Source organism: Klebsiella sp. 141153 (genome assembly GCF_032601995.1).
Lineage (GTDB): Bacteria > Pseudomonadota > Gammaproteobacteria > Enterobacterales > Enterobacteriaceae > Klebsiella > Klebsiella aerogenes.
Genome location: NZ_JAQIRJ010000005.1, coordinates 231,097 through 251,762, shown reverse-complemented (window position 1 = coordinate 251,762; position 20,666 = coordinate 231,097). Strand labels below are relative to the sequence as shown.

The 20,666-nt window shown below is 55.1% G+C and carries 23 protein-coding genes; 14 read left to right on the top strand and 9 right to left on the bottom strand.

The annotated features are described in order from the left end of the window. Nucleotides 1-59 precede the first annotated feature (59 nt). From tgt to PGS10_RS12380, 6 genes are all read left to right on the top strand, one after another. On the top strand, nucleotides 60-1,187 hold the full coding sequence (tgt, locus tag PGS10_RS12405; protein WP_316423078.1) for a tRNA guanosine(34) transglycosylase Tgt: 1,128 nt from the start codon (nucleotides 60-62) through the stop codon (nucleotides 1,185-1,187). A gap of 22 nt (nucleotides 1,188-1,209) precedes the next feature. Then, nucleotides 1,210-1,542 (top strand): preprotein translocase subunit YajC, encoded by a 333-nt coding sequence (gene yajC / locus PGS10_RS12400; protein WP_003859109.1) that lies wholly within the window; start codon nucleotides 1,210-1,212, stop codon nucleotides 1,540-1,542. Between the two features lie 26 nt (nucleotides 1,543-1,568). After that, complete coding sequence (gene secD / locus PGS10_RS12395) at nucleotides 1,569-3,416, top strand: protein translocase subunit SecD (protein ID WP_015704558.1); 1,848 nt, start codon at nucleotides 1,569-1,571, stop codon at nucleotides 3,414-3,416. 10 nt (nucleotides 3,417-3,426) lie between these two features. Next, nucleotides 3,427-4,398 (top strand): protein translocase subunit SecF, encoded by a 972-nt coding sequence (secF, locus tag PGS10_RS12390; protein ID WP_015367999.1) that lies wholly within the window; start codon nucleotides 3,427-3,429, stop codon nucleotides 4,396-4,398. 496 nt (nucleotides 4,399-4,894) lie between these two features. Beyond that, the gene (locus PGS10_RS12385; protein ID WP_047044525.1) at nucleotides 4,895-5,260 is read left to right on the top strand and encodes a VOC family protein; all 366 of its coding nucleotides are present in this window, start codon (nucleotides 4,895-4,897) and stop codon (nucleotides 5,258-5,260) included. Nucleotides 5,261-5,284: 24 nt separating this feature from the next. Next, entirely contained in the window at nucleotides 5,285-5,974 is a 690-nt protein-coding gene (locus tag PGS10_RS12380) for a helix-turn-helix transcriptional regulator (RefSeq protein WP_045390927.1), read from the top strand. Nucleotides 5,975-6,030: 56 nt separating this feature from the next. Here the strand turns inward: PGS10_RS12380 and PGS10_RS12375 are convergent, their stop codons facing one another. Together PGS10_RS12375 and PGS10_RS12370 are read right to left on the bottom strand one after the other, a co-directional pair. Continuing rightward, nucleotides 6,031-6,915 carry a nucleoside-specific channel-forming protein Tsx gene (locus tag PGS10_RS12375; RefSeq protein WP_015367996.1) on the bottom strand — a complete coding sequence of 295 codons (885 nt, stop codon included), beginning with the start codon at nucleotides 6,913-6,915 and terminating at the stop codon, nucleotides 6,031-6,033. Nucleotides 6,916-7,215: 300 nt separating this feature from the next. Continuing rightward, the gene (locus tag PGS10_RS12370) at nucleotides 7,216-7,755 is read right to left on the bottom strand and encodes a DUF3251 domain-containing protein (protein WP_015367995.1); all 540 of its coding nucleotides are present in this window, start codon (nucleotides 7,753-7,755) and stop codon (nucleotides 7,216-7,218) included. A 147-nt stretch (nucleotides 7,756-7,902) separates the two neighbouring features. Between PGS10_RS12370 and nrdR the strand changes: the two genes are divergently transcribed. The 6 genes from nrdR to pgpA all read left to right on the top strand — a co-directional run bounded on the left by nrdR (nucleotide 7,903) and on the right by pgpA (nucleotide 12,000). Next, nucleotides 7,903-8,352 carry a transcriptional regulator NrdR gene (nrdR, locus tag PGS10_RS12365; RefSeq protein WP_002890417.1) on the top strand — a complete coding sequence of 150 codons (450 nt, stop codon included), beginning with the start codon at nucleotides 7,903-7,905 and terminating at the stop codon, nucleotides 8,350-8,352. 3 nt (nucleotides 8,353-8,355) lie between these two features. After that, complete coding sequence (gene ribD, locus PGS10_RS12360) at nucleotides 8,356-9,459, top strand: bifunctional diaminohydroxyphosphoribosylaminopyrimidine deaminase/5-amino-6-(5-phosphoribosylamino)uracil reductase RibD (RefSeq protein WP_045390921.1); 1,104 nt, start codon at nucleotides 8,356-8,358, stop codon at nucleotides 9,457-9,459. An 86-nt stretch (nucleotides 9,460-9,545) separates the two neighbouring features. Continuing rightward, nucleotides 9,546-10,016: a 6,7-dimethyl-8-ribityllumazine synthase gene (ribH, locus tag PGS10_RS12355; protein WP_001021161.1), complete on the top strand. Its 471-nt coding sequence runs from the start codon at nucleotides 9,546-9,548 to the stop codon at nucleotides 10,014-10,016. A gap of 20 nt (nucleotides 10,017-10,036) precedes the next feature. Continuing rightward, on the top strand, nucleotides 10,037-10,456 hold the full coding sequence (gene nusB, locus PGS10_RS12350) for a transcription antitermination factor NusB (RefSeq protein ID WP_015367993.1): 420 nt from the start codon (nucleotides 10,037-10,039) through the stop codon (nucleotides 10,454-10,456). 73 nt (nucleotides 10,457-10,529) lie between these two features. After that, entirely contained in the window at nucleotides 10,530-11,507 is a 978-nt protein-coding gene (gene thiL / locus PGS10_RS12345; RefSeq protein WP_045390918.1) for a thiamine-phosphate kinase, read from the top strand. After that, nucleotides 11,488-12,000 carry a phosphatidylglycerophosphatase A gene (gene pgpA, locus PGS10_RS12340; protein ID WP_257393917.1) on the top strand — a complete coding sequence of 171 codons (513 nt, stop codon included), beginning with the start codon at nucleotides 11,488-11,490 and terminating at the stop codon, nucleotides 11,998-12,000. The genes thiL and pgpA overlap by 20 nt, the downstream gene beginning before the upstream one ends. Nucleotides 12,001-12,038: 38 nt before the next feature. Here the strand turns inward: pgpA and PGS10_RS12335 are convergent, their stop codons facing one another. From PGS10_RS12335 to xseB, 4 genes are read right to left on the bottom strand one after another with little or no spacing between them, the layout of a single operon-like run. Then, nucleotides 12,039-13,013 (bottom strand): aldo/keto reductase, encoded by a 975-nt coding sequence (locus PGS10_RS12335; protein ID WP_063416617.1) that lies wholly within the window; start codon nucleotides 13,011-13,013, stop codon nucleotides 12,039-12,041. A gap of 59 nt (nucleotides 13,014-13,072) precedes the next feature. Then, nucleotides 13,073-14,935 (bottom strand): 1-deoxy-D-xylulose-5-phosphate synthase, encoded by a 1,863-nt coding sequence (gene dxs / locus PGS10_RS12330; protein WP_047068049.1) that lies wholly within the window; start codon nucleotides 14,933-14,935, stop codon nucleotides 13,073-13,075. Nucleotides 14,936-14,953: 18 nt separating this feature from the next. Next, on the bottom strand, nucleotides 14,954-15,853 hold the full coding sequence (gene ispA, locus PGS10_RS12325; RefSeq protein ID WP_047078660.1) for a (2E,6E)-farnesyl diphosphate synthase: 900 nt from the start codon (nucleotides 15,851-15,853) through the stop codon (nucleotides 14,954-14,956). Beyond that, on the bottom strand, nucleotides 15,854-16,096 hold the full coding sequence (xseB, locus tag PGS10_RS12320) for an exodeoxyribonuclease VII small subunit (RefSeq protein WP_045390907.1): 243 nt from the start codon (nucleotides 16,094-16,096) through the stop codon (nucleotides 15,854-15,856). Between the two features lie 234 nt (nucleotides 16,097-16,330). On the opposite strand from xseB, the gene thiI reads away from it, so the two are divergent. Continuing rightward, entirely contained in the window at nucleotides 16,331-17,779 is a 1,449-nt protein-coding gene (thiI, locus tag PGS10_RS12315) for a tRNA uracil 4-sulfurtransferase ThiI (protein WP_047044510.1), read from the top strand. A gap of 67 nt (nucleotides 17,780-17,846) precedes the next feature. Here thiI and PGS10_RS12310 read toward each other — a convergent pair whose 3' ends face one another. From PGS10_RS12310 to panE, 3 genes are read right to left on the bottom strand one after another with little or no spacing between them, the layout of a single operon-like run. Then, on the bottom strand, nucleotides 17,847-18,323 hold the full coding sequence (locus tag PGS10_RS12310) for an SRPBCC family protein (RefSeq protein ID WP_047078659.1): 477 nt from the start codon (nucleotides 18,321-18,323) through the stop codon (nucleotides 17,847-17,849). Between the two features lie 51 nt (nucleotides 18,324-18,374). Then, on the bottom strand, nucleotides 18,375-18,968 hold the full coding sequence (yajL, locus tag PGS10_RS12305) for a protein deglycase YajL (RefSeq protein ID WP_047044507.1): 594 nt from the start codon (nucleotides 18,966-18,968) through the stop codon (nucleotides 18,375-18,377). Beyond that, nucleotides 18,931-19,842 carry a 2-dehydropantoate 2-reductase gene (gene panE, locus PGS10_RS12300; RefSeq protein ID WP_047044505.1) on the bottom strand — a complete coding sequence of 304 codons (912 nt, stop codon included), beginning with the start codon at nucleotides 19,840-19,842 and terminating at the stop codon, nucleotides 18,931-18,933. The genes yajL and panE overlap by 38 nt, the downstream gene beginning before the upstream one ends. A 137-nt stretch (nucleotides 19,843-19,979) precedes the next feature. Between panE and PGS10_RS12295 the strand changes: the two genes are divergently transcribed. Then, complete coding sequence (locus PGS10_RS12295) at nucleotides 19,980-20,471, top strand: YajQ family cyclic di-GMP-binding protein (RefSeq protein ID WP_045390897.1); 492 nt, start codon at nucleotides 19,980-19,982, stop codon at nucleotides 20,469-20,471. The last annotated feature ends 195 nt before the right edge of the window (nucleotides 20,472-20,666 follow it).

Below are 20,666 nucleotides of genomic sequence, written 5' to 3'. Positions count from 1 at the left end.
GGAATCATTCCGTGGCGAGTATTTAAACGTCGGACTGTTTTTCTGACGCAGGAGCAATGATGAAATTTGAACTTGATACCACCGATGGCCGCGCGCGTCGCGGCCGTTTGGTGTTTGATCGCGGCGTGGTTGAAACGCCAGCCTTCATGCCCGTTGGCACCTACGGCACCGTCAAAGGGATGACGCCGGAAGAAGTTGAAGCCACCGGCGCGCAAATCATCCTCGGCAACACCTTCCACCTGTGGCTGCGCCCGGGCCAGGAAATCATGAAGCTGCACGGCGACCTGCATGATTTCATGCAGTGGAAAGGGCCGATCCTCACCGATTCCGGCGGCTTCCAGGTCTTCAGCCTTGGCGATATCCGTAAGATCACCGAACAGGGCGTGCATTTCCGCAATCCGATCAACGGCGATCCGATTTTCCTCGATCCGGAAAAATCGATGGAGATTCAGTACGATCTCGGTTCCGATATCGTGATGATCTTCGACGAATGTACGCCGTACCCGGCGGACTGGGATTACGCTAAGCGTTCGATGGAAATGTCTCTGCGCTGGGCCAAGCGCAGCCGCGGCCGTTTCGATGGCCTCGGCAACAAAAACGCGCTCTTTGGCATCATTCAGGGCAGCGTTTACGAAGATTTACGAGATATCTCAGTGAAAGGTCTGGTAGAGATTGGCTTTGATGGCTACGCTGTCGGCGGTTTGGCTGTCGGCGAGCCGAAGGAAGACATGCACCGTATCCTGGAGCACGTTTGCCCGCAGATCCCGGCAGATAAACCGCGATACCTGATGGGCGTCGGGAAACCGGAAGACCTGGTGGAAGGGGTACGTCGCGGCATCGATATGTTTGACTGCGTTATGCCGACGCGCAACGCGCGTAACGGCCATCTGTTCGTGACCGATGGCGTAGTGAAAATCCGCAACGCGAAGCATAAAAGCGATACATCGCCGCTGGATGCCGAGTGCGATTGCTATACGTGTCGCAATTATTCACGTGCTTACTTGCATCATCTTGATCGTTGCAACGAAATATTGGGCGCGCGCCTCAATACCATTCATAACCTGCGCTACTATCAGCGTTTAATGGCTGGTTTACGCAAGGCTATCGAAGAGGGTAAATTAGAGAGCTTCGTGACCGATTTTTACCAACGTCAGGGGCGTTCCGTTCCTCCTTTGAACGTTGATTAATTTTAATAATGAGGGAATTTCAATGAGCTTTTTTATTTCTGATGCGGTAGCAGCAACCGGCGCGCCGGCGCAGGGCAGCCCAATGTCTCTGATTCTGATGCTGGTGGTGTTCGGTCTGATTTTTTACTTCATGATCCTGCGCCCACAGCAGAAACGTACTAAAGAGCACAAGAATCTGATGAACTCCATCGCCAAAGGTGATGAAGTCCTGACTAACGGCGGTCTGGTTGGTCGCGTGACTAAAGTCGCGGAAAACGGCTACATCGCTATCGCGCTGAACGATACCACCGAAGTGGTTATCAAACGTGACTTCGTAGCTGCCGTTCTGCCGAAAGGCACCATGAAGGCGCTGTAATTACCATTTTCCCTAAGGGAACTGCCGTGTTAAACCGTTATCCTTTGTGGAAGTACGTTATGCTGGTCGTCGTGATTATCGTCGGCCTGATTTACGCGCTTCCCAACCTGTATGGTGAGGATCCGGCTGTTCAAATCACTGGCGCGCGCGGCGTCGCCGCCAGTGAGCAAACGCTGATCCAGGTCCAGAAAACTTTACAAGAAGAAAAAATCACCGCGAAGTCTGTGGCACTGGAAGAGGGCGCAATTCTTGCGCGCTTCGACACCACCGATACTCAGCTGCGAGCGCGCGAAGCGCTGGTAAATCTGCTGGGTGACAAATACGTCGTGGCGCTAAACCTTGCTCCGGCGACCCCGCGCTGGCTGGCGGCGATGTATGCCGAGCCGATGAAGCTGGGTCTTGACCTGCGCGGCGGCGTGCACTTCCTGATGGAAGTGGACATGGACACCGCATTAGGCAAACTGCAGGAACAAAACATCGATAGCCTGCGCAGCGAGCTGCGTGACAAAGGCATTCCTTACTCTACCGTGCGTAAGGAAGACAACTACGGTCTGAGCATCGTCTTCCGCGACAGCGCGGCGCGCGATCAGGCTATCTCTTATCTCAGCCCGCGCCATCGCGATCTGGTTATTTCAAGCCAGGGTAACAATGCGCTGAAAGCGGTGATGACCGACGAACGTCTGAAAGAAGCCCGTGAATACGCCGTTCAGCAGAACATCAACATTCTGCGTAACCGCGTAAACCAGCTCGGCGTGGCCGAACCGCTGGTTCAGCGTCAGGGTTCCGACCGTATCGTGGTTGAACTGCCGGGTATCCAGGATACCGCGCGTGCGAAGGAAATCCTTGGCGCGACCGCGACGCTGGAATTCCGTCTGGTGAACACCAACGTCGATCAGTCCGCAGCCGCTTCTGGCCGCGTACCGGGCGATTCGGAAGTGAAAGACACCCGTGAAGGCCGTCCGGTGGTGCTGTATAAGCGCGTGATCCTGACCGGCGACCATATCACCGACTCCACTTCCAGCATGGACGAGTACAACCAGCCGCAGGTTAACATCTCGCTCGATAGCGCAGGTGGCAACATTATGTCTAACTTCACCAAGGACAACATCGGTAAACCGATGGCGACCCTGTTCGTGGAGTACAAAGACAGCGGTAAGAAAGATGCCAACGGTCGCGCTATCCTTGCGAAAGAGGAAGAGGTGATTAACATCGCCAACATCCAGTCTCGCCTTGGCAATAGCTTCCGTATCACCGGTATCAGCAACCCGACCGAAGCGCGTCAGCTTTCTCTGCTGCTGCGTGCGGGCGCCCTGATTGCGCCGATTCAGATCGTTGAAGAGCGTACTATCGGCCCAACTCTGGGTATGCAGAACATCAAGCAGGGCCTGGAAGCATGTCTGGCCGGTCTGGTGGTCTCTATCCTGTTCATGATCTTCTTCTATAAGAAGTTCGGTCTGATTGCGACCTCTGCGCTGATTGCTAACCTGGTGCTGATTGTCGGCATTATGTCCCTGATTCCTGGGGCGACGCTGACCATGCCGGGGATCGCGGGTATCGTCTTAACCCTTGCGGTGGCGGTCGATGCTAACGTACTGATTAACGAGCGTATCAAAGAAGAGCTGAGCAACGGACGTACCGTTCAGCAGGCGATTGACGAAGGTTATAAGGGCGCATTTAGCTCCATCTTTGACGCCAACGTGACGACGCTGATTAAGGTTATCATCCTGTACGCGGTCGGTACCGGTGCCATTAAAGGGTTTGCGATTACTACCGGTATCGGTATCGCGACCTCAATGTTTACCGCTATCGTCGGCACCCGTGCCATCGTGAACCTGCTGTACGGCGGCAAGCGCGTGAAAAAGCTGTCTATCTGAGGAGTGCGTTGTGGCACAGGAATATACTGTTGAACAATTGAACCACGGCCGTAAAGTCTGGGACTTTATGCGCTGGGACTACTGGGCCTTCGGCATTTCAGGTTTTCTGCTGATTGTGTCGATCGCCATCATCGGCGTCCGCGGGTTTAACTGGGGTCTCGATTTCACCGGCGGTACGGTGATTGAAATTACCCTCGAAAAACCGGTTGATATGGACCAGCTGCGCGATTCGCTGCAGAAAGCGGGCTTTGAAGAGCCGCAGCTGCAGAACTTCGGCAGCAGCCGCGACATCATGGTGCGTATGCCGCCGGTACACGATGCCAACGGCAGCCAGGAGCTGGGCAGTAAAGTCGTTAACGTGATTAACGAATCGACCAGCCAAAGCGCGACGGTGAAACGAATTGAGTTCGTTGGCCCGAGCGTGGGCGCGGACCTTGCGCAAACCGGCGCTCTGGCGCTGATTGCGGCGCTGGTGTGTATCCTTATCTATGTCGGCTTCCGCTTTGAATGGCGACTGGCGGCAGGGGTGGTTATCGCACTGGCGCACGACGTGGTGATTACCATGGGCGTGCTGTCGTTGTTCCACATCGAGATTGACCTGACCATCGTCGCATCGTTGATGTCGGTCATCGGTTACTCGTTGAACGATAGTATCGTGGTTTCGGACCGTATCCGTGAAAACTTCCGTAAGATCCGTCGCGGTACGCCGTACGAAATCTTTAACGTGTCGTTGACCCAGACGCTGCACCGTACCTTGATCACCTCCGGTACCACCCTGATGGTGATCCTGATGCTGTTCCTCTTCGGCGGCCCGATTCTGGAAGGCTTCTCGCTGACCATGCTGATCGGTGTATCCATCGGTACGGCTTCTTCTATCTACGTCGCGTCCGCGCTGGCGTTGAAGCTGGGCATGAAGCGCGAGCATCTGATCCAGCAGAAGGTCGAAAAAGAAGGGGCGGATCAGCCGTCTATTCTGCCGTAATCCGGTTCAGTTGATATAAAGCAATCCCGGCCTCGATGGCCGGGATTTTTTTGCCAAAATTATCCGGCCTCGGCTACAAGTGCGGAAAAATCGCCTCTTTAGCCCTCATTTCTCCAGAAAACCTCGCCTCTACCTTCATCTTCAGCATAAAACAAACTTAGTTAACCTTCGCCAGTCAGCTCGCTACCTGCAACATTTATCCCTGCAAATCACGGCCCTCAGCCCGCATGGTGAATAAATTAACGGCAGGCCGCACGGACCGTAGGCCGGATAAGGCGCAGCCGCCATCCGGCGCAAAAGCGGCTCCTTATCCGCGGATATTGCCCGGAAGCGCTGCGCTTGCAATAACCCTTCAAACAGGGATATCTGCGCAGGTTGAGTATACCCACAACCTGATATGCCAAATTCTGAAAACCGCTTAGCACACTGCTGACAGTATGCTGTCAGGAGCCCTCTCGTACACTGCTTCTGAACTCACTAACGAGCTGGAGGAAGTATGAACAACGTGATTAACTGGTTTGAAATTCCGGTCGCTGATATGGATCGCGCCGTCGCGTTTTATGAGCCGGTAATGCAGGTGACGCTACGGCGTGAAACCATGGATTGCGCGGACCTGGCCGTCTTCCCGCATCAGGACCCGGCCCCCGGCGGCGCGTTGGCTAAATTTGACGGGATCGCGCCATCGCCGCAGGGCGCTATTATTTATCTGCACACCGACAACCTTGCCGCCACGCTGGATCGCGTCGCCTCGGCGGGTGGGGCGTGTGTATTTGGCCCGTTGACGCTGCCGAATGATATTGGCGCCATCGCCCTGTTTACCGACAGCGAAGGCAACCGCGTAGGCTTGCATCAACCGGCTTAACCTCACTATTTAGCGAAACGAGAAATGACCCGACGCGCCGACCGTTTATTTCAGATAGTACAGATCCTGCGCGGCAGGCGGCTAACTACCGCGGCGTTGCTGGCTGAACGGTTGGGCGTGTCGGAGCGTACCGTCTATCGCGATATTCGCGACCTTTCGCTCTCCGGTGTCCCGGTTGAGGGGGAGGCAGGGAGCGGTTATCGTCTGCTGGCGGGCTACGACCTGCCGCCACTCATGTTGACCGCCAAAGAATCCGAAGCGCTCATTGCGGCGATTCGACTGTTAAAAACCTGGGGCGGCGATGCGCTTTCGCAGTCGCTGGAGTCAGCCCAGGAAAAAATGCTGGCGATTTTGCCGGAGGAGAGGCGGCGCAAAGCGGAGCAGACCCGGCTGTTTGCCCCTGATCTTGGCGCGCATCGCTATGCTAAAACCCACTTTGACGTTATCCATCAGGCCGTATCCAATCAGCAGGTATTACAGCTTCACTATCAGGATGAATCCGGTCAGGTGACGCGACGTGAAGTGTTGCCGCTGGGGCTGTTTTTCTGGGGGGAGCGCTGGCTGCTGGTGGCCTGGTGCGAACTGCGCAGTGATTATCGTAACTTTCGTCTCGATCGTTGTCTGGAGGTAAGGGCGACCGAGCGTCGTTTCAGCGAGTGCGCCGACCGTTCATTGAGCGATTTCTTACGTAAGGTGAGATGTGAGGAGCAATAAAAAAACGCCCGGTTGGCGTAAAACGCGTCCCGGGCGCTGTCTTGCTGTATCAGCAATTAGAAGTTGTAACCGACAACGAAGTAACCACCCCAGCCGGTAGAGCGAACGCTGAAGTCGCCGTCGCCGAAGTTCAGCTTGGCATCATCAGCCCACTGGCCGCCGTTATGGAAGTAACGCGCGACGATAGAGTAGTGCCAGTGCGCGTAGTTCAGCGCCAGAATATGGCTGGACGCAATAGAGTTGCTGGTACGCGCGTGCTTACCGTTCATATCGTAGAAGTTATCGTCGCCGAGGTCAGAACCCCAGTCGAAGTTGGTGAAGCCGATATAGCTCAGCGAACCGCCCCACAGGTCGGTCAGCGGAACGAAGTATTTCACCTTGAAGCGGTAGCCGTCCCACTCGTTTTCGTTGGAGGCGCCGTAGTTCTGCCACTGGTATTTGGCATAGATGTTCAGCGACAGGCTCATCGGCAGACCGGTATCGATGTCGGTACCCAGACCCATGTACCAGGTGCTCTGCTCCTGGGAGTCGTTACGGCCCATATCGTAGATATAGTTGTTCGCGAAGTACCACTCTTTGAACGGCCCGAAGCTCAGATCGGTGTTAGTCAGCTTGTCGATAGAGAAACGCGGTTCGATCTCCATAAACAGCGGGGAGCCTTTGTTCCAGATACCTTTCGCCGTGCTGTTGCCGCCGAAGAAGACCGGGGCATCAATATAGCCGTAGAAATCAAACCAATCTTTTTTAGCAAACGCTTCGTATTCCAGATAGGTATCGTTACGGATCTGCGGTCCAAAACGGGTGTGGTAGCTGCCGACCACGTTCACACTCTGGTGCCACCAATCAGACAGGTACTGCGGTTTTTCAGTTTCTGCCGCGCCAGCGGTGAAAGAAGCGGAAAGCGCCACAACAGCGCTCGCTGCCAGTAATGTTTTTTTCATGTTGATGCCACTGTTTAAATTAAGCCAAAAGGCGTTAAGAAAATTGCCGAAGCGTTGCTAAATATTTCGTCTTTCTGTGGGGGTCTATTATAGAAATCATTGCTCACAAAAATACGTGTTGTTTCACATAACCAGAACATGCGTAATCGATTGCGTTCACGATTCTATGCATTTCTTGACAAAATGCTACTGAAAATCGCCATCAGGAACGATTTCTAATGAACTCTTATGAAAAGTTGTAAATGGATAATATCGAGTGATGAAAGCGGGTCGCCGGGCCGTTTTGCCCGGCGTGAGCGCTTACTGCGCGCTGGCGGGTTGGATATCGTGGATACGAATAAAGCCGACTTTATCAGGCGTCACATTCAGGCGCAGCGGGATATCGACATCGCTGGGCGCCAGGATGCTGGCCGGGGCGCTAATCAATTGATCCTGGACGTTGACTTCCTGATAGCTGTGGGTAGTCCCGGTAATCTGTCCGGAAGCGACGGTTGCGGTAAAGGCCGGGAGCGGATCGTTAGACTCGCCCTGGATGCGTAAGGTCAGGCGCGAACCGTCGCCATCTGGCGTAATGCTACCCACTGACATACGCAGGGTGCCGATCTGGCTCTCCAGCCGCGCCGGGGTTTTGGCCTCCGGCAGCAGATAAACGCCGCGGGTTGATTTAGCATTCAGTGCGTTTTGCTGGGTGATTTTTATTGTTTGCTGATTCAACTGGGTCATCTCTTTGCTCAGCGTACTGACGCTCTCGTTCATCTGACGAACTTCGCTTTGCTGGGCGCAGGCGGTAAGGGTGAACAGGCTGCCGATGATAGCCAGTTGTAGGTAACGTCTTGTCATGGTCAGGATTCCGTTTACAGAGGATGATTAATGGTAGCTAAACTGAATTGACCTACCATAGATCCTTTGTCTCAAAAGCTCTTTCTTTGTAGTCCGCTGACTTCAGGGTAAACTACCCTTCAGATTAACTACCTGTCAGGACGCGCCATGCATTGCCCTTTCTGTTTCGCCGTGGATACCAAAGTCATCGATTCTCGCCTGGTCGGCGAAGGCTCCTCCGTGCGTCGTCGTCGGCAGTGCCTGGTCTGCAATGAACGCTTTACCACTTTTGAAGTGGCGGAACTGGTGATGCCGCGGGTGGTAAAAAGCAACGACGTGCGCGAACCTTTTAACGAAGACAAGCTGCGTAGCGGGATGTTGAAAGCGCTGGAAAAGCGCCCGGTCAGCGCCGATGACGTCGAAATGGCGGTAAATCATATTAAAACCCATCTGCGCGGCACCGGCGAGCGTGAAGTCGCGAGTAAAATGATCGGTAATCTGGTGATGGAACAACTGAAGAAGCTCGACAAGGTCGCCTATATTCGCTTCGCTTCCGTCTATCGCAGTTTCGAAGATATTAAAGAGTTCGGCGAAGAAATCGCCCGTTTACAGGACTAAGCCATGCAGGACGAAATGTACATGGCGCGAGCGCTGAAGCTTGCCGCGCGCGGACGCTTTACTACCCATCCTAATCCCAACGTCGGCTGCGTGATTGTAAAAGACGGCGAGATCGTCGGCGAGGGCTTCCATTATCGGGCCGGCGAGCCGCACGCGGAAGTGCACGCGCTGCGCATGGCCGGCGAGAAAGCCAAAGGCGCGACCGCCTACGTCACCCTGGAGCCCTGCAGCCACCATGGCCGCACGCCGCCGTGCTGCGACGCGCTGATCGCCGCGGGCGTGGCTCGCGTGGTAGCGGCAATGCAGGACCCGAATCCACAGGTGGCCGGTCGCGGCCTGTATCGCCTGCAGCAGGCCGGCATTGACGTCAGCCATGGGCTGATGATGAATGAAGCGGAAGCGCTGAATAAAGGTTTTCTGAAGCGCATGCGTACCGGTTTTCCGTGGATCCAGCTGAAGATGGGCGCTTCGCTCGATGGCCGTACGGCGATGGCCAGCGGCGAAAGCCAGTGGATCACCTCGCCGCAGGCGCGACGCGACGTGCAGCGCCTGCGCGCGCAGAGCCACGCCATTCTCACCAGCAGCGCGACGGTGCTGGCGGACGATCCGGCGCTGACCGTGCGCTGGCAGGAGCTGAGCGCCGATACGCAGGCGCTCTATCCGCAGGAGAACCTGCGACAGCCGCTGCGTATCGTCATCGATAGCCAAAACCGCGTCACGCCGGAGCATCGAATTGTTCAGCAGCAAGGTGAAACCCTCTTCGCCCGCACCCATGCCGATGAACGTGCCTGGCCTGACAACGTGCGTACCCTGCTGGTGCCGGAGCATAACGGCCATCTTGACCTCGTGCTGCTAATGATGCAGCTCGGTAAACAGCAGGTGAACAGTATTTGGGTGGAAGCGGGGCCGACGCTGGCCGGCGCTTTGCTACAGGCCGGGCTGGTGGATGAGCTTATCGTCTATATTGCGCCTAAACTGTTAGGCAGTGATGCGCGCGGTTTATGCGCGCTGCCGGGGCTTGAGAAACTGAGCCAGGCCCCCCATTTCAAATTCAACGAGATACGTCAGGTCGGCCCCGATGTCTGCCTGCATTTAACGACTGCGTGATGTATTCCTAATATTAGGAAGCAGCGCCCAGAATATTATGATAAAATCCGCCCCCCTTGCGGGGCACATGAACCCGAAGGAAGAGTATGAACATTATTGAAGCTAACGTTGCTACCCCGGACGCTCGCGTCGCCATCACCATTGCGCGTTTCAACAACTTTATCAATGACAGCCTGCTGGAAGGCGCGATTGACGCCCTCAAGCGCATTGGTCAGGTAAAAGATGAAAACATCACCGTTGTTTGGGTTCCAGGCGCGTATGAGCTGCCGCTGGCGGCTGGCGCACTGGCAAAAACCGGTAAATATGACGCGGTGATCGCGCTGGGTACGGTGATTCGCGGCGGTACCGCCCACTTTGAATATGTGGCTGGCGGTGCAAGCAATGGCCTGGCGCACGTCGCTCAGGACAGTGAAATCCCGGTAGCCTTCGGTGTTCTGACTACTGAAAGTATTGAACAAGCCATCGAACGCGCTGGCACCAAAGCCGGTAACAAAGGCGCAGAAGCCGCGCTGACCGCGCTGGAAATGATTAACGTATTGAAAGCCATCAAGGCCTGATTTTTTGTAAGGGGAATTCCGTGAAACCTGCTGCTCGTCGCCGCGCCCGTGAGTGTGCCGTCCAGGCGCTCTACTCCTGGCAGTTGTCCCAGAACGACATCGCTGATGTTGAATACCAGTTCCTGGCGGAACAGGATGTAAAAGATGTCGACGTTCTGTATTTCCGCGAACTGCTGTCCGGAGTGGCGACTAACAGCGCGTATCTCGACGGTCTGATGAAGCCATACCTGTCGCGCCAGCTGGAAGAGCTGGGTCAGGTAGAAAAAGCGGTACTGCGTATCGCGCTGTTTGAGCTGTCGAAGCGTGACGACGTGCCGTACAAAGTGGCTATCAACGAAGCTATCGAGCTGGCGAAAACCTTCGGCGCTGAAGATAGCCACAAGTTTGTCAATGGCGTGCTGGATAAAGCGGCCCCGGTAATCCGTCCCCGCAAAAAGTAAACTGCAGGCCGGGCTTTGCAGGATCTGATCCTGCGAACCCGGCCTTATTCTTTTCTTTGCTGAGGCATAACGTATGGCATGCGGCGAATTTTCCCTGATTGCCCGTTATTTTGATCGCGTTAAAAGCGCCCGCCTTGATGTTGAAACCGGCATCGGCGATGACTGCGCGCTCCTGAATATCCCCGAGAAAAAAACGCTGGCAATCAGCACCGACACCCTGGTGGCGGGCAACCACTTTTTAGCCGACATCGACCCTGCCGACCTGGCGTATAAAGCGCTGGCGGTGAACCTGAGCGATTTGGCGGCGATGGGCGCGGAACCGGCGTGGTTAACGCTGGCGCTCACCTTGCCGGAAGCAGACGAAGCGTGGCTTGAAGCCTTTAGCGACAGTCTGTTTGTCCAGCTTAACTATTATGATATGCAGCTAATCGGCGGCGACACCACCCGAGGGCCGCTGTCGATGACGCTGGGTATCCACGGCTTTGTGCCGCCGGGGCGCGCGATGAAGCGTTCCGGGGCCAAGCCTGGTGACTGGATTTATGTCACCGGCACGCCGGGCGACAGCGCCGCCGGGCTGGCGCTTTTACAGGACCGGTTAACGGTCGATTCGCCAGCGGATGCCGATTACCTGCTGGCGCGCCATTTGCGTCCGATGCCCCGCGTGCTGCAGGGGCAGGCGCTGCGCGACCTGGCCAATTCAGCGATCGATCTTTCTGACGGTCTGATCTCAGACCTTGGTCATATCCTGAAGGCCAGCGCCTGCGGCGCGCGTATCGATCTCGATGCGATGCCGTACTCCGATGCTATGCTGCGCCAGGTCGATCCTGAGCAGGCGCTGCGCTGGGCGCTCGCCGGCGGCGAAGATTATGAGCTGTGCTTTACCGTACCTGAGCTGAACCGCGGGGCGTTGGATGTCGCGATTGGTCAGCTAGGCGCGCGTTTTACCTGTATCGGCCAGATCGTGGCGGAAGCAGATGGACTGCAGTTTATCCGTGAGGGTAAGCCGATTAAATTGGATTTAAAGGGGTACGATCATTTTGGCACGCAGTAGAGACGAGGCGAAAAGCCGCCTCAATATGCGCAATCCCTGGCACCTGCTGGCGACCGGGTTCGGTAGCGGGCTGAGCCCGGTGGTTCCGGGAACCATGGGGTCGCTGGCGGCGATTCCGTTCTGGTATCTGATGACCTTTCTTCCCTGGCAGCTCTATTCGCTGGTGGTGATGATGAGCATCTGTATTGGCGTCTATCTTTGCCACCGTACGGCTAAAGATATGGGCACCCATGATCACGGCAGCATCGTTTGGGATGAGTTTGTCGGGATGTGGATCACCCTGATGGCGCTACCGACGATGGACTGGCAGTGGGTGGCCGCCGGCTTCGTTATTTTCCGTATCTTCGATATGTGGAAGCCATGGCCAATCCGCTGGTTCGATCGCAACATTCATGGCGGAATGGGGATTATGGTCGACGATATCGTCGCCGGGGTGATCTCCGCCGGCGTACTGTATCTGATTGGCCACCACTGGCCGATAGGTCTACTCTAAATCTGCACCCCGGCGCGGCCGGGGTCTAAATTGCGGCGTTATTTGAAGCCGACGATTGGATGGGGCCGATAGGTCGCCTCCAGCTTGTCGATCTGTTCTGGCGTCAGGGTTAAATCGACGGCATGAAGGAGCTCATCCAACTGTTCCTGCCGCGAGGCGCCAATAATCGGCGCTGCCACGCCGGGCTTGCTTAATAGCCAGGCCAGCGCCACCTGCGCGCGGTTGGCGTCTAACTCCTCAGCCACTTCCTCCAGCTTCTGTGCTATCTGCTCATCATTGGCGTCGGTGGCGCTATACAGCGATTTACCGAACTCATCGGAGACGAGGCGTGCGGTCGTTTCTCCCCATGGTCGTGTTAGTCGGCCGCGCGCCAACGGGCTCCACGGCATGACCGCAATCCCTTTGCGCTGGCATAGCGGCAGCATCTCGTTTTCTTCTTCGCGATAAATCAGGTTGTAGTGATCCTGCATGGTGACGAAGCGCGCCCAATTGTTCTGTTCCTGCAGGGCGAGCGCCTGGGCGAACTGGCGGGCATGCATTGATGATGCGCCGATATAGCGCGCTTTCCCGGCGCGTACGACATCGCTGAGCGCCTCCAGCGTCTCTTCGATGGGCGTGGCGTAATCCCAGCGGTGGATCTGCAACAGGTCGACATAGTCCATTCCCAGACGGCGCAGGCTATCGTCAATGGATCGCATGATTTGCGCGCGTGATAGTCCCTGCGGCAGATCGCCGACCTGGTGATAAACTTTGGTGGCGACGATCACCGAATCGCGGCGAGCGTACTCCCGCAGCGCGCGGCCAAGTATCTCTTCGCTGCTGCCATCGGAATAGTTGTTCGAGGTATCAAAGAAGTTAATTCCGCCTTCCAGCGCACGTTTAATCAGCGGACGGCTGCTCTCTTCAGGGAGCGTCCAGGCGTGATTGCCGCGGTCAGGTTCGCCGAAGGTCATACAACCGAGACAGAGTCGGGAAACACGAAGATGGGTATCGCCAAGAGGGATGTAGTGCATAAGACGCTCCTGCTACTTTAAAAGGTATCCTTTAAGCATAGCAGGAGCGGTATGGGCAATTATGCCAACCAGTCGCGGATTTTGGCTTCGATACCGGCGGCATCAAGGCCGAGATCGGCGCGAACTTCTTCCTGAGTCCCCTGTGGGATAAAGAAGTCCGGCAGGCCGATGTTCAGCACCGGTACCGGGCGACGGTGGGCCATCAAAAGCTCGTTTACGCCGCTGCCTGCACCACCCATGATGGCGTTCTCTTCAAGGGTGACCAGCACATCGTGATCGGCGGCAAGCTGCAGGATTAGCGCGTCATCAAGCGGTTTCACAAAACGCATATCGACCAGCGTCGCATTGAGTTTTTCCGCAACCTGCGCGGCTTCCGGCAATAATGTCCCGAAGTTAAGGATTGCCAGCTTCTGGCCGTTACGTTTCACCACTCCTTTCCCGATCGGCAGCGACGCCAGCGGCTCAAGCGCGGCGCCGGTTCCGGTACCGCGCGGATAGCGTACCGCGCTAGGGCCGTCGTTATAGTGATAACCGGTGTAGAGCATCTGGCGACATTCATTTTCGTCGCTCGGGGTCATGATCACCATTTCCGGAATGCAGCGCAGGAAGGAGAGATCGAACGCTCCCTGGTGTGTCTGACCGTCGGCGCCGACGATGCCCGCACGATCGATTGCAAACAGCACCGGCAGCTTTTGAATGGCGACGTCATGGATCACCTGATCGTAAGCGCGCTGCAGGAAGGTTGAGTAGATCGCCACGATCGGCTTATAGCCGCCAATCGCCATCCCGGCGGCAAAGGTGACTGCGTGCTGTTCGGCAATGGCGACATCAAAATATTGATCGGGGAATTTCTTCGAGAACTCGACCATGCCCGAACCTTCACGCATCGCCGGAGTGACGGCCATCAGTTTGTCATCCTTCGCCGCGGTTTCGCACAGCCAGTCGCCAAAGACTTTAGAATATGTTGGCAGGCCGCCGCTGCTTTTTGGCAGCACGCCGCTGGTGTGATCGAATTTTGGTACCGCATGGAAGGTGATGGGGTCTTTTTCGGCCGGTTCATATCCGCGGCCTTTTTTGGTCATGATGTGCAGGAACTGCGGTCCTTTCAGGTCGCGCATATTCTTCAGCGTATTAACCAGACCCAGCACATCGTGGCCATCTACCGGGCCGATGTAGTTAAAGCCCATCTCTTCGAACAGCGTGCCGGGCACCACCATACCTTTAATATGCTCTTCGGTACGTTTAAGCAGTTCTTTAATCGGCGGTACGCCGGAGAAGACTTTTTTGCCACCTTCACGCAGCGAGGAATACAGCTTGCCGGAGAGCAACTGCGCCAGATGGTTGTTCAACGCGCCGACATTCTCTGAGATCGACATTTCATTGTCGTTCAGCACGACCAGCATGTCTGGTTTGATATCGCCCGCGTGGTTCATCGCCTCAAATGCCATCCCGGCGGTGATAGCGCCATCGCCAATGACGCAAACGGTACGTCGCTGTTTGCCTTCTTTTTCGGCGGCAATAGCGACGCCGATCCCGGCGGAGATAGAGGTGGAGGAGTGACCGACGCTCAGTACGTCATATTCGCTTTCGCCGCGCCATGGGAACGGATGCAGCCCGCCTTTCTGCCGGATAGTGCCGATTTTGTCGCGACGACCAGTGAGAATTTTGTGCGGGTAGGCCTGATGACCGACGTCCCAGATTAAGCGGTCGAACGGCGTATTGTAGACATAGTGCAGCGCCACGGTCAGTTCAACCGTGCCAAGGCCAGAGGCAAAATGGCCGCTTGAGCGGCTCACGCTGTCCAGAAGATAGCGGCGCAGCTCATCGCAGAGCTTAGGCAGGCTATCTTTTGGCAGCAGGCGCAACTCCTGGGTGGAATCTACCAGCGCCAGGGTTGGGTATTTGGCAATATCAAAACTCATCAGAGACTCATTTATTGTTTATTTATCGCGCTGAATAATGTAATTCGCGAGCGCTTCCAGTGCCGTGGTATCCAGCGATTGCACAGCCAGTTCATCTAGCGCCTGGCGGGCATCGGCAACCAGATCGCGTGCTTTCCGCTGGGCTTGCTCAAGACCCAAAAGCGCCGGATAGGTACTTTTGCCTAACTGTTGGTCGGCACCCTGACGTTTGCCAAGAGTCGCAGTATCACCTACCACATCAAGAATGTCATCCTGCACCTGGAAGGCGAGACCGATATTCTCCGCAAAGCGATCGAGCGCCGGCAGCGCCTGACGGCCACGCTCGCCGGCGCTCAGCGCACCAAGACGAACCGCCGCGCGGATAAGCGCTCCGGTCTTGTGACGGTGAATTCGCTCCAGCGTCTGCAGATCGACCTGTTTGCCTTCCGCCTCGAGATCCAGCGCCTGACCGCCGCACATTCCGGCGACGCCGCTGGCCTGGGCCAGTTCGGAAACCATCGCCAGACGGTCGCGATCCGGCACTTCCGGCATCGGCGTATCACTCAGTATAGAAAATGCCAACGTTTGCAGGGCGTCACCGGCAAGAATAGCGTTCGCTTCGCCAAACTTGATGTGGCACGTGGGTTGACCGCGGCGCAGATCGTCGTCGTCCATCGCCGGCAGATCGTCATGCATCAGCGAGTAGGCATGAATGCATTCGACGGCGGCGGCTGGGGCATCCAGCGTGGAACGGCTAACGCCGAACATCTCGCCGGTGGCGTAAACCAGGAAAGGGCGCAGCCGTTTACCGCCTAATAATGCGCCATAGTGCATGGCTTCAACCAGCGGAGTGTTCTGAAACGGCTGCGGGGAGATAAAACGGCGCAGCGCGTCATTGGCCTGGGTGACACAGGCCTGTAATTGTTGCGGGAAGTCCATTTATTCAGCGTCCGGCGTAAAGGGAGTCAACGGCGCATCTTCGCTATCGGCCAGCAGAATTTGGACACGCTGCTCGGCCTGTTGCAGTTTCGTCTGGCCCTGGCGTGCGAGCTGCACCCCGCGTTCAAATTCGCTGAGCGCTTCTTCCAGCGGTAGTGCGCCGCTTTCCAGACGATTAACGATCTGCTCGAGTTCGCCTAAAGCGCTCTCAAAGCTGGCCGGGGCCTCATTTTTCTTTGGCATAGTGAATATAGACTCTTGTTATGTCTCGATGGCTATCAGTATGGTAACGGAGTCGGGCGGTTAAGCAAACTCGCGGCATTCACCCTACGGATACATTTTTGCGAAAATGCGCAATGCCAGGCGAAAAGCGAACAATGATGGTATACTCCGCGCCCTGGATGCAGACGCTGTATTGCGCCTGTACAACTTTTTTGCTTAAAGCCCCGTCGGGCTTGCCAACGAACTATTGTCGCCATGAAGTTTATCATTAAATTGTTCCCGGAAATCACCATCAAAAGCCAATCTGTGCGGTTGCGCTTTATTAAAATTTTAACCGGGAACATTCGTAACGTTCTCAAAAACTATGATGAGACGCTCGCCGTCGTTCGTCATTGGGATCATATCGAAGTTCGCGCGAAAGACGAAAATCAGCGTCCGGCTATTCGCGACGCGCTGACCCGTATCCCGGGCATTCACCATATTCTGGAGGTGGAAGATGTACCTTTCACCTCGCTGCACAACATTTTTGAGCAGACATTACCGCTGTGGCGCGAGCAGCTCGAAGGCAAAAGCTTCTGCGTGCGTGTGAAGCGCCGTGGTAAACATGAATTCACCTCAATTGAGGTTGAGCGCTACGTTGGAGGCGGCCTGAACCAGCATATCGAATCGGCGCGCGTGAAGCTCACCGACCCGGACGTGACGGTTAACCTCGAGATTGAAAACGATCGCCTGTTGCTGGTGAAAGGGCGCTATGAAGGTATTGGCGGCTTCCCCATTGGTACTCAGGAAGATGTGCTGTCGCTCATCTCCGGCGGTTTCGACTCCGGGGTTTCAAGCTATATGCTGATGCGCCGCGGCTGCCGCGTACACTACTGCTTCTTCAACCTCGGCGGCGCGGCGCATGAAATCGGCGTTCGTCAGGTGGCGCACTATCTGTGGAACCGCTTCGGCAGCTCCCATCGCGTTCGTTTCGTGGCAATCAATTTTGAGCCGGTCGTTGGCGAAATTCTTGAAAAAGTCGATGATGGTCAGATGGGGGTGGTGCTCAAACGTATGATGGTGCGTGCGGCATCGAAAGTCGCTGAGCGTTATGGCGTGCAGGCGCTGGTGACCGGCGAAGCGCTGGGCCAGGTCTCCAGCCAGACGCTGACCAACCTGCGTCTTATCGATAATGTCTCTGACACGCTGATCCTGCGTCCGCTGATTTCGCATGATAAAGAACACATCATCAATCTTGCGCGTGAAATCGGCACGGAAGATTTTGCCCGCACCATGCCGGAATACTGCGGCGTTATCTCGAAGAGCCCAACCGTAAAAGCGGTGAAAGCGAAGATCGAAGCGGAAGAAGAGAACTTCGACTTCAGCATTCTGGATAAAGTGGTTGAGGAAGCGAATAACATCGATATTCGCGATATCGCCCAGCAAACGCAGCAGGACGTGGTGGAAGTGGAAACCGTCAGCGGCTTCAGCGCCAATGACGTGATTCTCGATATTCGTTCTATCGATGAGCAGGATGACAAGCCATTAAAAGTGGAAGGCGTCGATGTTGTTTCGCTGCCGTTCTATAAACTGAGCACCCAATTTGGCAACCTCGATCAAAGCAAAACCTGGCTGTTGTGGTGTGAGCGCGGCGTGATGAGCCGTCTGCAGGCGCTATACCTGCGCGAGCAGGGCTTTACTAACGTGAAAGTGTATCGTCCGTAATTCGCCTGTACTACTTATGAAAAGCCTTCCCTTAGGGAAGGCTTTTTTACATCTATTGGCTGGCGTATCAGCGTAGCGTTATCGCCAGCGCATTCAACTGATCGATAACGATATTCCATCCCTCAAAAAATCCCATCTTTTCATGCTGCTCGCGGGTTTCATCATCTGCATGCAGTACCGTAGCCGTATAGCGACAGCCGTCGTTTTCATCCGCAAAGGTAATAATAGCCGTCATAGCAAAAGGGGTAACGGCCGGCCGAAAGTTCTCGGTTAGCATTGAGGTCATGACTAATTTTTGCTGCGGAATGACTTCAAGAAAGCAGCCGGGGTTATCGCTACGTTCACCGTCAGGGCCGTGCATCACGGTGTGAAAAGCCCCACCTGGACGCAAATCAAAGGCCAGAACGTCGGTATACCACGGCTTAGGGCACCACCAGGTTTTGAGTAATGCCGGATCGGACCACGCGCGCCAGAGAGCTGAAGTGGGCGCGCTGAGCCAGCGGCTAATGACGAGGTCACGAGAATCGGTTGCGCTACGGGACATGCTACGGCTCCTCAAGATACAGGGGGGCCAGTCCGCTGCGCGGACCGGCTATCAGGATTCGTAGTAATTATAGATGCCAGCAGCCATGACCAACTGCGAAGCCACTTCATACGCTTTTTCGCGCCCGACCAGCAGGTCAATCATTTTGAGGGCGAAATCAATAGATGTTCCAGGCCCCTGGCTGGTCAACAAATTAACCCTGGGATCCCAGACGACGCGTTTATCCTGCCACTGTTCGGCGGGGATATGCTCTTTTAGCGCCGGGAAACCGGTCATGTTGCCGATAGGGAACAGATTATGTGGCACCAGAACGGTCGCTGGCGCGGCACAGATTGCCGCCACGATGCGCCCGGATAAATGAAATTGTCTTACGGTTTCTACCAGCAAAGGGCTGTCGCGGAAGCACTCGGCGCCTTTAATTCCGCCAGGCAAAACGATGATATCAAAATCGCCATCGGCGACTTCGACCAGCGGCGCATCCGCGAGGAGCTTCACGCCTCTTGAGCAGACAATCGTTAGATTGCCATCACTGGCGACGCTGGCGTTGGTCACTTTCACACCGCCGCGCGCTAATAAATCGATAGTGGTGACCGCTTCGGTCTCTTCGCTACCAGGGGCGAGGCAAATCAGTGCCGACGCGCTCATAAATATTCTCCTTTCGCTTTACCTGTTCAAATAAACGGGCATTTTCCGGCACTGACAGACCGTGGGCCCGGGCGCGATTAAGCAGAAAACCGGTGATATAGTCGATTTCCGTATGCCGCTGCGCGCGGATGTCCTGCAACATCGATGAAATATTATCTGCAGTACTTTCAATGACCTGATTCACATACAATAACAGGTTTTCTGCCGACGTATGAATGCCTTCACGTTGCATTACTGCGGCGACTTCCTGACAGATAACATTGATTTCATGCGGAAAATCACGCAGATCGCCATTTCTGCAATCTTTCAGCGCGGTCAGGGGGTTAATCACGCAGTTGACGGCCAGCTTACTCCACAACGCCGGGTGGATATTGTCGTGCCAGGCGACATCCGGTAGTACGTTTTGTAGGATGTCGGCGAGGTCGCTGTAATCTTCGCTATAGCTTTTAGCAGGGCCGATATGAGTGGTTCCCTGGGCGACGTGAATGATGACATTGCCATCGCGTCGGGCGGCGTGGGTGGTGGACGCCAGCAGCAGTGGTTGCTTAATGTTTTTTAATTCATTCAGGGTGCCCATGCCGTTATGAATAAGCAAAATAGGCGCCGAAGCCGGTAATATAGCGGCCAGATTTTTCACCGCCTGCGAAACCTGCCATGCTTTTAACGTCACCAGTAGCAAATCGCTGGAGGCGAGAAAATCAGGATCGTTAGCGGTCATTGATTCGTTAAAGGTGCTACCGTCAGTCTCAATGAGATTAACGCTACAAAATGGTTGCGGGACGCGTAACCAGCCCTGGACCTCATGTCCGTTTTTACACAGCGCGGTTAACCACAGTTGTCCCAGTGCACCGCATCCCAGTACGGTTACTTTCATTATTCCTCCTCACCTGCGACTCCCAGGCGCTTGTAGCTAAAGTATAGCGTTATCAGCTAAGCTTCCGGGATAACAAGTTGAGTTATGCCGCGTTGTGGGTATTATGCAACGCAAAAGAAACGGAAGGAGAGGAAAAGATGCCATCTTTCGATATTGTCTCTGAAGTCGATCTTCAGGAAGCGCGTAATGCGGTCGAAAACGCAAGCCGCGAAGTCGAGTCACGATTTGATTTTCGTAATGTTGAAGCCACCTTTGAGCTGAATGAAACCAGTAAAACCATCAAGGTGCTGAGTGAGTCTGATTTCCAGGTCAATCAGTTATTAGATATTTTACGCGCGAAGCTGCTCAAGCGCGGCATTGAGGGAAGTTCGCTCGACGTACCAGAAACCTTTGTACATAGCGGGAAAACCTGGTTTGTCGAAGCTAAGCTGAAACAGGGCATTGAGAGCGCAATACAGAAGAAAATCGTTAAATTGATTAAAGACAGCAAGCTAAAAGTACAAACGCAGATTCAGGGCGAAGAAATTCGTGTCACAGGTAAATCCCGTGACGATTTGCAGTCGGTAATGGCGTTGGTGCGTAGCGGCGATCTCGGCCAGCCATTCCAGTTCAAAAACTTCCGCGATTAACACGCAAAGCCCGATGGCGCAACGCCATTCGGGCATTGCGCTGATGTCGATGCCGGAGAAGGCTTAAGCCGCTCTCCGGCAAATCTAGATTTCATTACTGATCCCTTCCTTCCTGCTTTGTAATCCTTCAAAAAGTATTCAGCATATTTTTTCATGACCAACGCCAGGTTAGTTTTGCTAATTAATTTCTCAAAT

Coding starts and splice junctions, on each gene's coding strand:
- ispA (WP_047078660.1), bottom strand. CDS start 15,853: ATGGACTTCCCGCAACAATTACAGGCCTGTGTCACCCAGGCCAATGAC.
- PGS10_RS12370 (WP_015367995.1), bottom strand. CDS start 7,755: ATGACAAGACGTTACCTACAACTGGCTATCATCGGCAGCCTGTTCACC.
- thiL (WP_045390918.1), top strand. CDS start 10,530: ATGGCATGCGGCGAATTTTCCCTGATTGCCCGTTATTTTGATCGCGTT.
- PGS10_RS12335 (WP_063416617.1), bottom strand. CDS start 13,013: ATGCACTACATCCCTCTTGGCGATACCCATCTTCGTGTTTCCCGACTC.
- PGS10_RS12295 (WP_045390897.1), top strand. CDS start 19,980: ATGCCATCTTTCGATATTGTCTCTGAAGTCGATCTTCAGGAAGCGCGT.
- nrdR (WP_002890417.1), top strand. CDS start 7,903: ATGCATTGCCCTTTCTGTTTCGCCGTGGATACCAAAGTCATCGATTCT.
- tgt (WP_316423078.1), top strand. CDS start 60: ATGAAATTTGAACTTGATACCACCGATGGCCGCGCGCGTCGCGGCCGT.
- PGS10_RS12375 (WP_015367996.1), bottom strand. CDS start 6,915: ATGAAAAAAACATTACTGGCAGCGAGCGCTGTTGTGGCGCTTTCCGCT.
- yajC (WP_003859109.1), top strand. CDS start 1,210: ATGAGCTTTTTTATTTCTGATGCGGTAGCAGCAACCGGCGCGCCGGCG.
- panE (WP_047044505.1), bottom strand. CDS start 19,842: ATGAAAGTAACCGTACTGGGATGCGGTGCACTGGGACAACTGTGGTTA.
- ribH (WP_001021161.1), top strand. CDS start 9,546: ATGAACATTATTGAAGCTAACGTTGCTACCCCGGACGCTCGCGTCGCC.
- xseB (WP_045390907.1), bottom strand. CDS start 16,096: ATGCCAAAGAAAAATGAGGCCCCGGCCAGCTTTGAGAGCGCTTTAGGC.
- dxs (WP_047068049.1), bottom strand. CDS start 14,935: ATGAGTTTTGATATTGCCAAATACCCAACCCTGGCGCTGGTAGATTCC.
- PGS10_RS12310 (WP_047078659.1), bottom strand. CDS start 18,323: ATGTCCCGTAGCGCAACCGATTCTCGTGACCTCGTCATTAGCCGCTGG.
- ribD (WP_045390921.1), top strand. CDS start 8,356: ATGCAGGACGAAATGTACATGGCGCGAGCGCTGAAGCTTGCCGCGCGC.
- PGS10_RS12380 (WP_045390927.1), top strand. CDS start 5,285: ATGACCCGACGCGCCGACCGTTTATTTCAGATAGTACAGATCCTGCGC.
- yajL (WP_047044507.1), bottom strand. CDS start 18,968: ATGAGCGCGTCGGCACTGATTTGCCTCGCCCCTGGTAGCGAAGAGACC.
- thiI (WP_047044510.1), top strand. CDS start 16,331: ATGAAGTTTATCATTAAATTGTTCCCGGAAATCACCATCAAAAGCCAA.
- PGS10_RS12385 (WP_047044525.1), top strand. CDS start 4,895: ATGAACAACGTGATTAACTGGTTTGAAATTCCGGTCGCTGATATGGAT.